This is a genomic window from Williamsia sp. DF01-3 (genome assembly GCF_023051145.1).
Lineage (GTDB): Bacteria > Actinomycetota > Actinomycetes > Mycobacteriales > Mycobacteriaceae > Williamsia.
The window spans coordinates 4,193,512-4,205,744 of the sequence record NZ_JALKFS010000005.1; the positions used below are offsets into that span (position 1 = coordinate 4,193,512).

A 12,233-nucleotide genomic window follows, 5' to 3' on the forward strand; every position below is an offset into this window, starting at 1 on the left:
GATCTGCTCCCCCTCTCGATTTCCCCCGATCACGGCATCCATCTGCCGGTCGGCAACGTCTCCATCAACAGGTCGGTTGCCTGCGCGATGCGGTGCGGTGTGCCCGCGGACAGCGTCGTCCAGATCCGGCCATCGGGCGCCATGGTCGGACTCGCCACGATCCGGCCACGGGCGGTGTCGTACACCGCGACCGCGCCTGACGTTCGTAGATTTTCGCTCGGGCCTGCCTCCCGCGCGATGATCTCGGCATGGCCGACACACGATTCGAATGCCGCCGCGTACCTGGCTGCGTCAGCGTGCGTCGCACCGACGGCGTACAGCGCATCCGCATAGTCGGCCGCCGTGGCCGCGCGATCGAGTCGTTCGCGGAGTTCGGCCGCGGGCGCGCTGATCGACTGCACGGCCGCCGCCGACATCGCACCGAGTTCAGCGGCGATCAGCGGCCCGACCTCGCTCGCGTCGACCGTCCCGAGCATCCGGATGGTGAGTCCGTCCGGCCGTCGATGTGCCACAACATGTCTGTCGCCGCTCCGGGCGAGACACATACGCGCCGACATCTCGATGCCGTATCGCCGGAGTTCCACAACAGCCTCGGGGTTGGCAAGGACGGCCAGCGCGTCCGCCAGTGGCTTGGTCACGCCGGCTGTCGAACAGGCATCTCTGCTCATGATCCCGGCATCCAGCAGCGTTCGTGACGCGGAGGCATGCGCCGCGGCTCGCTCCACTGCGGTGTCGTGAATGGGCGTCACGTCGAGCACCGTCGGCCACGTCTGAATGTCGAGAACCCGTGCGAGATAGTCGATATCGCTGAGCGTCACGTGGTACTCCGGCGCGATGTCCTTGATCCACATCGTTGTCATCGTCCTGTGTCCGGGGCACCGAGGACTGCCGGGATCGAGGTGGCCGGCGGCAAATCGAGTGCACCCGTGCGGTATCGCGCGTCGATGACCTCGGCTGCCCGCCCCGAATCGTCACCGAACCGACCGGTCGGGTCCTGGGTGACGGCCGCTGCGTCGATACCCGCGCCCTGCGGCGACCGGGATGCGCGTGCCGACTCCTGGCCGACCGTCGCGAGCGGCGAGACCGGGGGCCCAGGCGTCATCGCAGTTGTCGACCGCTGCGGTGTCGGCTGGCCCGCAGCTTCGGCCGCCGCGGACGGAGTTGCGGTGCCGGCCAGAACCGTTGTGGCAAAACGCGTCTTCTCACGTGGAGCCTGAGGGGCCGGCGCGAATCCGCCCAGAAGCAGTGGCCCGGGGGATGTCGTCGAGGTGGGCGCCGATACCGGCGCGACATGCGCAGGCGGGCGTGACATCTGTTCGCCGGCCAGCGCGGCGGACGAGACGACCTCCGTCAGACGCGGCGGAAGCCACGGTTCGGCAAGAGGTGCACTCGCGGCCTCGTACGTGTCCATGACCCGGGCAGCACGCTGCTTCTGGTCGTGCAGAGCGCGTTCGGCATCTGCCGCAACGCCGCCGATCGGCGCGCCAAGGGCGGCACCCACGGTAGCCGCGGTGTCCCGAATACCCTTTGTCACAGCGATCTCAGGCAGATTGGGCATGTTGGCATGAGCAACGGTGGTGGCGGCGCATTGAGCCGTGGCCTTTCTCGCGTTCTCCACGGCGGCCGCGGAAACCTCGGTGAACCAGGTCGCGAAGTCGGCGAGCCTGGCGAACGCGTGGTCGGACGTCGCAGATTCCCAACCGGTTCCGAGGCGCGTCAGAATTGCCGCGTAGTCCAGTCCCCCATCGGCGAGCACGCCCGCGACGCAGCCCCAGGCGAGAGCCGCTTGCGCAGACGGTGTCGCCCCGGCGCCGCCTTCGACGAGATCCGCGGCGAGCCGCTGCGCAGGCCGCGCCTCCCAGACCACCCCCGTGAACCCGGTCACAGCCGGAAAGCCTCCTCGACACTCTCTTCGGCACCGCGGTAGCCGCCGGCCTGAGCCCGCAGCACGGCCGCGATCTTTCGTAGCTCGTTCACCCCGGCCGAAGTGGTTGCCGCGAATTCGGCCCCCACTGCCGTCAGGGTCTGTGCGGCGACGGTCGACACTTCGTCGCGGCCGGCCGGAGCAACGGACAGCGTCGGCAGGTGCTGTGTCAGAGCACTGCCCAACTGATCGGCCAGTCGATCCAGATCCGTTGCCGCGCGGACCAATTCGTCGGGGTCGACGTTCAACTGCGATCCGGTCAAAGTTTCTCCGTTGTTCATCGGTGTCATATCTCCTGGTCTCGGCCCGACGGTCCCAGGCGCAACCGCACGTCAGGTGCGGAATCCCGGTCTTCGGTCTGCACTTCTCCCAGCACAGGTGGCGCGACGTCCGGGATGTCCCCGATGATCTGAGTCCCGTTGAGCTCGGTGACGAGGTAGTCCGCGGTCTCGTGCTGGTCGTCTGACGCACCAGCTCCACGACCGGCTCCCATCGCACCCATCGGCGCCATCGGGCTTCCCATCGCAGCCGGGACCACCGTGCTCTGATTGCGATTGTTCGTTGCCGGAACACCTTCCGGTCCGGCGCCGCTCATCAGTCCTGGGGTGGTACGGGCGCTCAGCGCACTGGGCCCGCCGCCTCCTGGACCCAGGCCACCGCCGCCTCCGCCACCGCCCAGGCCACCCGCAAGGCCGGCAGGCATGGTTCTCGCGGGATCCATTGATGGACCGGAAGCCGACTTCTTCAGTTGCGCCTCATGGGTTCTGAGCAGTTGAGCGCCCGCCGGACCTGCCATCCCGCCGAGCTGCCCGACGCCCGCGACCATGGGCTTGCCGACGCTGTCGAGCACCGTCCCGGCGATGGAGAACGGCGATGGACCCGCCATCGGTGCCCCGGTCACGGGCACCGGTTGTCCGTTCACGACCATGTGCCCCGTCGGCGCCAACAGCTCTGCACGCGTGGCGGCGACCACGGCGGTGGCCTCGGCGAGACCATCGGCAGCGGCACCGAGGGCCACTGCCTGTCCCGGAGGCGTCACCAAGAAAGGGGCCGAAGCGGCAATGATGGCAACAGTTTTCGCGATGATGCCCTGTACCAGCGCCAGCCCGGTGCCGACGATCGCCGCGGCACCCTGAGTGTCGGCCGTCATCGTGGTTCCCTGGGCGGACAGAGCGGCCGTATCAGCGCTTGCCTGCACACTCTTGGCTGCGGTGGCAGTGGCCGCCTGACCCGTCCAGACCTGGTCGAGCGCCTTGAGCGCTCCCGAACCCATGGACATCGACAGATCGAGGATCTGCGAGAGCCCCTGGAGTATCGAGGTCGGATCGAAGTCCCCACCGCCGAGGTTCCCCGTACCGAAGCCACCGAGCAGGTCGGTGAGCGGCTTGACGAGGACGTCCAGATCAAGCGGCGGCAGCGGCGGAAGTCCAGGCATCGGTGGAGCAGGCGGAACCTGCGGAAGACCGACTATTCCCAGGTCTTTGAGCACCTGACTGACCGGGGTGTCCAGGATGGGACCCAGCGGACTCGCCTGCAGGAGGTCATTGATGGTGGGGTCGACAGGAGATGAAGCCGGTGGGGCAGGCTCGGATTCGGTCACTGGTCGCGCTTTTTCACAGGGCCGACTGGATGGCTGTGAACTCTCGGCCGGCCCCATCATCGGTGTCCGCGGACTCCGATGCCGTTGCCAGCGCAGCGGCTGCGGTCCCCGCATGCACCGCTGCGAGCTGACCGACCCCGAGCAGGTGGCTGGCCTGGGCCCCGGCGAACGCCAGGAGGAACTCTTGGCCTATCAACCCGAAGACCGGCACCATCTGAGCGATGTTCGCCGCGGCGTTGATGGATCCCGCGCTGGCCACAGCAGCGGACATTAGTGCCGCCGTGTCACCGAACGCCTCGATGGCAGCAGGAACAGCAGTGATCTCGGACATCGAACCCCCGTTGATGTGAATGGTGAAGCGTGTACGTGCAGAAGCGGACCGGCCGACGCCGGTCGTGCTGATGACTGCGTCGCGAACTAGGACGCCGGCGAATGCGGTGTGGTTCCGATCGGCGACCGGGGACGCGCGGCGCCCGGCCGGCTGGCGACGAGCTCGGTGAAGGACTCGTTGAAGTCCTCGAGCACAGCAGCACGCCGCGCAAAAGCGTGCGCGGCGGCGGTGGACGCGGTGGCGACCACGAGATCACCCAGCTCTGTCGCCCCGATGGCGTGCGCGGTGGGGCTGAACCACAAGCCGGTCAGCGCACCGACCCCGTCGACCTCGGCGGTGACACGATCATCGGGTGAGGTCTCCCGTACCGAGATGGCCGCGAGCTTCTCGTTGACCTCGCGGAGTCCGTCGAGCTGCGCCCGCGCCCGCGCCTCGAGTTCGTCCATGGCCGAACTCATACCGACCTCATCCAGCTACCGGGAGCACCGGCGACCGCGTCGTCCTCGTACTCGGCCCGGGCGAGGTCGTCGGGACGCGGGAGGTTCATCGCATCGATGATCTCGCTGCTCACCCCACCGGCACGGAGCTCGTCACGCCGCGCGACACCGGCTTTCATCGCGGCCTGCTGACACAGCCTGAGCACCTCAGCGGCCAACAGGCCCGGGTCTTTCCGGAGCTCAGCGGGCTCGATCCTGACCGATGTGGGCAAGCCCTGATCAGTGGTCAAAACGGCAATGTTCCCGGTACGCGAAGTCGCGGCAGCCACGTTCCCCCTAGATTCCTTCTCCCCTGTGGTTGCAGATAGTACCCACAAGCGCCGACAACGCCAGTCCAGAACATCCGGTGAACCGCCCGTTGGTCTATAGTCCGTGCAGGCGGTGTGCAAGACAGGGCCGGCGATGTCGCCGGCGCCGTGAGCACGCCGGGGTGCGGGGCAGTTCGGGGAGATCGAAGAACTGTGTCCGGGGGTTCGATCGTGCAACAGGGGGCAGTACTTTGAGTTTCGACAATGCCGACGTGCCGGCAGCTCCGCCGTGGCTGCAAGACGCCGCAGAGGTGGATGTCGCCGCGTTCGGCGCACCCCGAGGCACCAATCCCGCTGTCTCGCAGCATGATTCGCCGCCCGCACCCGACGCCCGTTTGCAGGAACCGTCGGGCGAACACGTACCGGGCAGGCACGGACAGGTGCCCGCGAGCGCCCCTGAACCTCCGATAGATGAAGGACAATCGACTCACGACGGGCACCCGACGCCCGCGCCGCACAACCGTCCATCGCCGGACATGGTGCCGACAGCAGTTCCGCAGCAACACTTCAGCGCCGCGCATGACGGACCCGCGCCCACGGCATTCGATCCTCTGATGTCGCAGAGCAATTCGCCGGCCCCGGCACCGCACCCCGGCCCGCCACATTCGGGCCCGTCGCACCGTCCCGGCCCGCCCCAGTATCCGACCCCGGATCAGCAGGCCGCCCAGCACTTCACCACTCCGCCGTTCGTCACCGGACCGGGCCCCGCACCGTCTCAACACTTTTCGACGATGCCGCCACCGCACACCTCACCACCGCAAGCAGCGTCGCAGTCCGGCCCCGCTCCGGCCCCGTACATGACTCCCCAGCACCATGCGCCGCATACCCATCCCGGCCCGGCGGGATTCACACCCCAGCCCCCGGTGTCGGGGCCGGCCACCCTCGACGAGGTGGCACTGCTCCGCAAGGCACGGCGCGCCCCGGCCAGTGGATGGCGACGCACCGTACACAAGTTGTCTGCCGGAGCCATCAACCCCGGCGAGTCGCCGGATGACCTGATCTACAAGCAACTCCTCGATCGGGTGAACCAGCCGGTGCGCGGCGATTACCGCATAGCGGTTCTCTCCCTCAAGGGTGGCGTCGGAAAGACAACCGCAACAGTTGGTCTGGGATCGACGTTCGCTTCTCTGCGCGGCGATCGCGTGATCGCTGTGGACGCGAACCCCGACCTGGGCACGCTTGCTCAGCGCATTCCGCAGCAGACGCGGTCCACCGTGCGCGACCTGCTCTCCGATGAATCGATCTACCGCTACTCGGATGTGCGGGCCCACACCTCCCAGGCCCCGAGTCGGTTGGAAGTTCTTGCTTCCGAACGTGATCCCGCGGTTGCCGAAGCGTTCAGCGAGACCGACTACCGCGGCGTGATGACGGTGCTGCAGCGGTTCTACAACATCATCATCACCGACTGTGGCACCGGGTTGAGCCACTCGGCGATGAACGGTGTACTCGACATGGCCAATTCACTCATCCTCGTCACCTCGCCCGCCATCGACGGTGCCCGCAGCGCCGGCGCCACCCTGGACTGGTTGCAGGCGCACGGTTTCGGGCACCTGGTCTCCGGCGCGGTGGTGGTACTCAGCTCGTCGCGCCCAGGGGCCTCCACCATCGACACCGGTCAGCTCAGCGCCCACTTCCTCACCCGTTGTCGCGCGGTGCAGCAGATCCCGTTCGACGACCACCTCGCCGAGGGCGCGGAGGTCGACCTCGACCTTCTCGGCAAGGCGACCCGCAGGGCCTTTGTCGAGTTGGCGGCCACGGTCGCCGAGGACTTCTCGACCACCGCATCGCGCCGGGGCGAACCCTTTTACAACTCCTGACCCATCCGGTCGACCAGCGAGGTACAAAAATGAACTATCCCATGCCATACGACGATTCGGGCGTTCCTGATCCATACGATCCGACGCGGCCGGCGAACCCGTCACAGCCGTGGGACCAGACGCATTATCAGCAGCAGCCGTTTCCGGCGCCGCAGTTCGCTCCGCAACCGTTCTACAACCAGCCTTACGGGCCCGGGTATGGGTTCGGCGGCGACCCGGGCGCGCCGTTCGGTCGTGACCCGTTCACCGGAGAACCGTTGTCGGACAAGTCGAAAGCGACGGCCGGCTTGCTACAACTCTTTCTGGGAGGCTTCGGCGCCGGACGCTTTTACCTGGGCTCGAACGGTATCGCCGTCACTCAGCTCATCACGCTGTTCGTCGGTTGGCTGCTGACCCTCGTCCTGGTCGGCTGGCTGGTGTTGTTCGGCCTCGGCATCTGGGTGATCATCGATGCGATCATGATGTTCACCGGCGCGGTGCGAGACCCGCGGGGATTCAAGCTGCGTCCCTGACCATCGGACGGCATGGAGACGCACGGGAGGCCCGTGGAAGCGGTCAGTCGCCGCAGCACCCGGCCGGGTCGATCGCCGACCTGACCTCACGGGTCACGGAATTGCGTTCGGCGACTTGCTCATCGGGAGGGTAGTCCACACCGACGAGACTCAGACCGCACGCCGGCGCGACGGGCACCTCGCTGGAGCGAACCCGTTGTCGGAGGAGTCCGGCGCACCATTCGGGCGTCCGTCGGCCCTCCCCCACCACGGCGACCGCACCCACGAGTGAGCGCACCATCGACCAGCAGAAGGCGTCGGCACTCACCTGGGCCACGAGCACGCCATAGTCGTCACGCACCCATTCGAACCGCTGTAGGTGACGAACGGTGGTCGCCCCATCACGCCGGCGGCAGAAGGCGGCGAAATCGTTCAGACCCACCAGTTCTGCTGATGCCTGTTGCATCCTGTCCACATTGAGGGGCCGCGTCCATGCCGCCGTTGTGCGAGCAGCCACCGGCTCGGCACCCCAGGGATCATCGGCCAGTCGGTATTCGTAGTGCCGGCGCAGCGCCGAGAATCGGGCGTCGAACTCGGCAGGTGCGGTCTCGACATCCTTCACCCGGACGTCGGGCGGCAACATCTTCGCCAGCCGTCGAACGAGGTTCGCGGGTTCACCGGCAATCGACCTGGTCTGCAACGCCTCGCCGGACACGTCGAAGTGGGCGACCTGACCGGTGGCGTGTACGCCGGCATCGGTGCGTCCGGCGACCGTCAGAGTGACGGGCTCTCGGACGATGGTGGACAGAGTCTGCTCCAGAACCCCGCACACCGTGCGCTGCCCGGGTTGTCGGGCCCATCCGGCGAAATCTGTTCCGTCGTAACCGATCTGCATACGCAGCCGGGCCGGCGAGACGAAATGACGAAGCCCGCCACCGGAAACTCCGGTGACGGGCTCGTCAGACATGTTCTCGCTCAGGCGCCAGAATCTTTCTCGGCAGACTTCTTGTCGTCGGAGCCTTCGGCCTTGCCTTCGTCGACGATCTCGGTGGCGCTCTCCGCGGTCGTCTCCTCGGTGAAGCCCTCGGCGACGGCGTCGGCGTTCTCGACCTGTGCGTCGGTGGCCTCATCCAGGGTGGCCTCGACGACATTGTCGCCTTCGGACACCTCGGCGGGAACCTCGGCGACAGGCTCGGAAGCCTTCTGCTTCGAGGCAGCAGCGCGGGTGGCCCGATCGGCCTCCGACGAAGCCGTCTTCTCCCGAACCAGCTCGATCACTGCCATGGGGGCGTTGTCGCCCTTGCGCGGCAGGGTCTTGATGATGCGGGTGTAGCCACCGTTGCGGTCGGCGAAGAACGGGCCGATCTCCGCGAACAGGGTGTGCACGACGTCCTTGTTGCGAATGTCCTTGAGGACCTCACGACGGTGGGCGAGGTTGCCGGCCTTGGCGTGCGTGATCAGCTTCTCCGCGTACGGACGCAGCCGCTTCGCCTTGGCTTCGGTGGTGGTGATCCGGCCGTGCTCGAAGAGCGAGGTGGCCAGGTTCGCCAGCATCGCTTTCTGGTGCGAAGCCGACCCACCGAGGCGGGTACCCTTTGTGGGCTTGGGCATTTCGAACTCCTAGGGTTAACTCTCGGCCTCTCGGCCGTGAGCTGGGTTGCGATTAAAGCTGTTCGGTTTCCGCGAAATCCTCGCCGGCATCGGCATCGGAGAAAGCGGCGTCATCTGACCACGTGCCGGTGGCCACGTCGTATCCGGCCACCTGGGACGGATCGAAGCTGGCCGGGCTGTCCTTGAGTGCCAGGCCGAGTGCGTGCAGCTTGACCTTGACCTCGTCGATCGACTTCTGGCCGAAGTTGCGGATGTCGAGAAGATCCGACTCGGTGCGGGCCACCAGTTCGCCGACCGTGTGCACTCCCTCGCGCTTGAGGCAGTTGTACGACCGGACGGTGAGTTCGAGATCCTCGATCGGGAGGCTGAACGATGCGATGTGATCGGCCTCGGCGGGCGAGGGTCCGATCTCGACACCTTCTGCTTCGATGTTCAATTCACGAGCGAGCCCGAACAGCTCGACGAGGGTCTTGCCGGCCGAGGCCAGCGCATCCCGCGCGGTGATCGAGTTCTTGGTCTCGACGTCCAGGACCAGACGGTCGAAGTCGGTGCGCTGCTCGACGCGGGTGGCCTCCACCTTGTAGGTGACCTTGAGGACCGGCGAGTAGATCGAGTCGACCGGGATACGGCCGATCTCGGCGCCCGAGGCCTTGTTCTGCACGGCCGGGACGTAACCGCGACCGCGCTCGACCACGAGCTCGATCTCCAGCTTGCCCTTGTCGTTCAGGGTGGCGATGTGCAGATCGGGATTGTGCACGGTGACACCGGCCGGAGGCACGATGTCGGCACCGGTGACTGCACCCGGTCCCTGCTTGCGCACGTACATGGTGACCGGCTCGTCCTCTTCGGAGCTCACGACCAGGCCCTTGAGGTTCAGGATGATGTCGGTGACGTCTTCCTTGACCCCGGGAACGGTGGTGAACTCATGCAGCACACCGTCGATGCGGATGCTGGTGACAGCAGCGCCGGGGATCGACGAGAGCAGGGTGCGACGCAGCGAGTTGCCGAGCGTGTACCCGAAACCCGGCTCGAGCGGCTCGATGACGAACTTCGAGCGATCGCCGGAGATGACCTCTTCGGAAAGTGTGGGTCGCTGTGAAATGAGCATAGATTTTTCCTCCTGTGTGAACGTCCGCTATATGACGCTCGACGGTGGCAGCAGACCCGTGTGTCTGATGCCGATGGCCGGCCGGCCGCTGGGCAGGGCGAACCCTGCCCAGCGACGAACGACGATTACTTCGAGTAGAACTCGACGATGAGCTGCTCGGTGAGCGGCACGTCGATCTGCGCACGCTCAGGCTCCGAGTGCACCAGGATGCGCAGCGTGTCAGGGACAACCTGCAGCCAGCCCGGCGCCTTGCGATCGGCCTGGATTTCCCGGGCGATCTGGAACGGGGTGGTCTGCAGCGACTTCGGGCGGACATCGATGATGTCGAAGCGAGAGACGCGGTAGCTGGGCACATCGACCTTCACACCGTTGACGGTGAAGTGGCCGTGGCTGACCATCTGACGCGACTGGCGACGCGTGCGGGCCAGGCCTGCGCGGTACACCACGTTGTCGAGACGGGTCTCCAGCATCTTCAGCAACTCGTCACCGGTCTTGCCGTTGCGACGGTTGGCCTCTTCGTAGTAGCGACGGAACTGCTTCTCCATCACTCCATAGGTGAAGCGGGCCTTCTGCTTCTCCTGGAGCTGCAGCAGGTATTCGCTCTCCTTGATCCGCGCGCGGCCGTGCTGGCCGGGCGGGTAAGGGCGACGTTCGAACGCCTGGTCTCCGCCGACGAGGTCGACGCGGAGGCGACGGGATTTACGGGTGACGGGTCCGGTATAACGAGCCATTTTCTAGTTCTCTCTTTCCCGTTAGACCCGGCGCCGCTTGGGCGGGCGGCAACCGTTGTGCGGCTGCGGGGTGACATCGGAAATCGTGCCGACCTCGAGGCCGGCGGCCTGCAGTGAGCGGATCGCGGTCTCACGACCGGAGCCCGGTCCCTTGACGAACACGTCGACCTTCTTGACGCCGTGCTCCTGCGCCTTGCGGGCAGCGTTCTCGGCAGCGAGCTGCGCGGCGAACGGGGTGCTCTTACGTGAGCCCTTGAAGCCGACGTGGCCCGAGGATGCCCATGCGATGACGTTCCCGGCGGGGTCGGTGATCGAGACGATGGTGTTGTTGAACGTGCTCTTGATGTGCGCGCTGCCGTGCGGGACGTTCTTCTTCTCGCGACGGCGAGTGCCCTTCTTCGGGCCAGCGCTACGTGACTTAGGAGGCATGGATTACTTCTTCTTCCCGGCGATGGTCTTCTTCGGGCCCTTGCGGGTCCGAGCGTTGGTCTTGGTGCGCTGTCCGCGGACGGGCAGGCCACGACGGTGGCGCAGGCCCTGGTAGCAACCGATTTCGATCTTGCGACGGATATCGGCCTGGACCTCGCGGCGCAGGTCACCTTCGACCTTGACCGAGGCTTCGAGGTACTCACGAAGCTTCAAGACGTCTTCGTCGGTGAGGTCCTTGGCGCGCAGATCCGGGCTGAGCCCGGTGGCGTCGAGGATTTCCTTGGAGGTGGTGCGGCCAACTCCGTAGATGTAGGTCAGTGCGATCTCCAGGCGCTTCTCGCGCGGAAGATCAACACCAGCAACACGTGCCATGTGGCGTTTCCTTTGGTTCTCGGAGGTCTGCTCCCAGTCCGTCCCCTACTCTGCGAGGGGCCCCGGCCTCCGTGCCGGGGGTAGGCGGTCATCCGTTTATGGCCGCTGGTGCTGGAAGGTCTTCTGTCGTGCCTGTATTGAGTTGTGTCGCTCTCACAAGCGATCTCCTACAAGTGCTGATCAGCCCTGGCGCTGCTTGTGGCGCAGGTTTTCGCAGATCACCATGACTCGGCCGTTACGCCGGATCACTTTGCACTTTTCGCAGATCGGCTTGACGCTCGGCTGAACCTTCACGTCAGTGATCTCCTTCAAAGCCTGCGGCGTGGCCCTGGGGCCACGCCTGTCGTTGGTGTTCACACCCGGCGGTACCGGGCATGTTGCACTGGCCCTCTCGCCCGCATCAGCGGGCCGAGGTACCGGTCGATTACTTGTAGCGGTAAACGATGCGGCCGCGGGTCAGGTCATAAGGCGAGAGCTCCACGACCACGCGGTCCTCGGGCAGGATGCGGATGTAGTGCTGCCGCATCTTGCCGCTGATATGGGCAAGCACCTTGTGGCCGTTCTCCAGCTCAATGCGGAACATCGCATTGGGCAAGGGTTCGACAACACGGCCCTCGACCTCGATCGCGCCTTCTTTGGCCATAGCCTCCACGATTCTGGTGTGTTGACCACACCTGAACAGTTCTGTTCGGTTACCTTCTTGGCACGCACTTGTCCCGGGCTTTCGAGTCTCAGTTGGCAGGCGACTCGAACGAGCTCTGCGGATCTGGGCACAAAAACAACCCGGCGCGCGGGCGCACCGTTGATCTACATTACGCGTTCGCGCAGCTCAGGACAAATACGCCCAGTTCGGGCCGCTCAGATCCCCGCCGACCGGGCGTTTTCGGCACCTCGTCGCGTCGCCTTTTACCCAAGAGAGCAGTGGCCCGGATTCCGAAGGCGCACGAAGTCACCTCTTGACGGCCACCGTCCATCAGTTTACGGTGACTCCAATCACATCGATTTGAAACGTTT

General features: G+C 66.0%; 17 protein-coding genes. 2 read left to right on the forward strand and 15 right to left on the reverse strand.

Annotated features, from left to right (window positions below):
• Positions 1 to 29: 29 nt before the first annotated feature.
• The 7 genes from MVA47_RS21890 to MVA47_RS21920 all read right to left on the reverse strand — a co-directional run bounded on the left by MVA47_RS21890 (position 30) and on the right by MVA47_RS21920 (position 4,621).
• The gene (locus tag MVA47_RS21890) at positions 30 to 860 is read right to left on the reverse strand and encodes an ESX secretion-associated protein EspG (RefSeq protein WP_247209860.1); all 831 of its coding nucleotides are present in this window, start codon (positions 858 to 860) and stop codon (positions 30 to 32) included.
• Positions 857 to 1,885 (reverse strand): PPE domain-containing protein, encoded by a 1,029-nt coding sequence (locus tag MVA47_RS21895; RefSeq protein ID WP_247209861.1) that lies wholly within the window; start codon positions 1,883 to 1,885, stop codon positions 857 to 859. Before MVA47_RS21895 ends, MVA47_RS21890 begins: the two co-directional genes overlap by 4 nt.
• Positions 1,882 to 2,205 (reverse strand): PE family protein, encoded by a 324-nt coding sequence (locus MVA47_RS21900; protein ID WP_247209862.1) that lies wholly within the window; start codon positions 2,203 to 2,205, stop codon positions 1,882 to 1,884. Before MVA47_RS21900 ends, MVA47_RS21895 begins: the two co-directional genes overlap by 4 nt.
• A gap of 5 nt (positions 2,206 to 2,210) precedes the next feature.
• On the reverse strand, positions 2,211 to 3,524 hold the full coding sequence (locus tag MVA47_RS21905; RefSeq protein WP_247209863.1) for a hypothetical protein: 1,314 nt from the start codon (positions 3,522 to 3,524) through the stop codon (positions 2,211 to 2,213).
• Positions 3,525 to 3,537: 13 nt separating this feature from the next.
• On the reverse strand, positions 3,538 to 3,855 hold the full coding sequence (locus tag MVA47_RS21910) for a type VII secretion target (RefSeq protein WP_247209864.1): 318 nt from the start codon (positions 3,853 to 3,855) through the stop codon (positions 3,538 to 3,540).
• Between the two features lie 86 nt (positions 3,856 to 3,941).
• On the reverse strand, positions 3,942 to 4,313 hold the full coding sequence (locus MVA47_RS21915) for a YbaB/EbfC family nucleoid-associated protein (protein ID WP_247209865.1): 372 nt from the start codon (positions 4,311 to 4,313) through the stop codon (positions 3,942 to 3,944).
• Positions 4,310 to 4,621 (reverse strand): hypothetical protein, encoded by a 312-nt coding sequence (locus tag MVA47_RS21920; RefSeq protein ID WP_116915025.1) that lies wholly within the window; start codon positions 4,619 to 4,621, stop codon positions 4,310 to 4,312. The genes MVA47_RS21915 and MVA47_RS21920 overlap by 4 nt, the downstream gene beginning before the upstream one ends.
• Before the next feature lie 515 nt (positions 4,622 to 5,136).
• On the opposite strand from MVA47_RS21920, the gene MVA47_RS21925 reads away from it, so the two are divergent.
• Positions 5,137 to 6,477 (forward strand): AAA family ATPase, encoded by a 1,341-nt coding sequence (locus MVA47_RS21925; RefSeq protein WP_374474444.1) that lies wholly within the window; start codon positions 5,137 to 5,139, stop codon positions 6,475 to 6,477.
• Between the two features lie 29 nt (positions 6,478 to 6,506).
• Positions 6,507 to 6,989 carry a TM2 domain-containing protein gene (locus MVA47_RS21930; protein WP_247209867.1) on the forward strand — a complete coding sequence of 161 codons (483 nt, stop codon included), beginning with the start codon at positions 6,507 to 6,509 and terminating at the stop codon, positions 6,987 to 6,989.
• Between the two features lie 43 nt (positions 6,990 to 7,032).
• Here the strand turns inward: MVA47_RS21930 and truA are convergent, their stop codons facing one another.
• From truA to infA, 8 genes are all read right to left on the reverse strand, one after another.
• Complete coding sequence (gene truA, locus MVA47_RS21935) at positions 7,033 to 7,935, reverse strand: tRNA pseudouridine(38-40) synthase TruA (protein WP_308280587.1); 903 nt, start codon at positions 7,933 to 7,935, stop codon at positions 7,033 to 7,035.
• Between the two features lie 8 nt (positions 7,936 to 7,943).
• Positions 7,944 to 8,579, reverse strand: coding sequence for a 50S ribosomal protein L17 (rplQ, locus tag MVA47_RS21940; RefSeq protein WP_030164645.1), 636 nt, complete (start codon positions 8,577 to 8,579; stop codon positions 7,944 to 7,946).
• Positions 8,580 to 8,631: 52 nt separating this feature from the next.
• A complete protein-coding gene (locus tag MVA47_RS21945) occupies positions 8,632 to 9,687 on the reverse strand; it encodes a DNA-directed RNA polymerase subunit alpha (protein ID WP_030164647.1) in 1,056 nt (351 codons plus the stop codon).
• Positions 9,688 to 9,812: 125 nt separating this feature from the next.
• The gene (gene rpsD, locus MVA47_RS21950) at positions 9,813 to 10,418 is read right to left on the reverse strand and encodes a 30S ribosomal protein S4 (RefSeq protein WP_023955918.1); all 606 of its coding nucleotides are present in this window, start codon (positions 10,416 to 10,418) and stop codon (positions 9,813 to 9,815) included.
• A gap of 21 nt (positions 10,419 to 10,439) precedes the next feature.
• Entirely contained in the window at positions 10,440 to 10,847 is a 408-nt protein-coding gene (gene rpsK, locus MVA47_RS21955; protein WP_023955919.1) for a 30S ribosomal protein S11, read from the reverse strand.
• A 3-nt stretch (positions 10,848 to 10,850) separates the two neighbouring features.
• Positions 10,851 to 11,219 carry a 30S ribosomal protein S13 gene (gene rpsM / locus MVA47_RS21960; RefSeq protein ID WP_023955920.1) on the reverse strand — a complete coding sequence of 123 codons (369 nt, stop codon included), beginning with the start codon at positions 11,217 to 11,219 and terminating at the stop codon, positions 10,851 to 10,853.
• A 180-nt stretch (positions 11,220 to 11,399) separates the two neighbouring features.
• Entirely contained in the window at positions 11,400 to 11,513 is a 114-nt protein-coding gene (rpmJ, locus tag MVA47_RS21965; RefSeq protein WP_005207978.1) for a 50S ribosomal protein L36, read from the reverse strand.
• 130 nt (positions 11,514 to 11,643) lie between these two features.
• A complete protein-coding gene (gene infA, locus MVA47_RS21970; protein WP_020109371.1) occupies positions 11,644 to 11,862 on the reverse strand; it encodes a translation initiation factor IF-1 in 219 nt (72 codons plus the stop codon).
• Between the last annotated feature and the right edge of the window lie 371 nt (positions 11,863 to 12,233).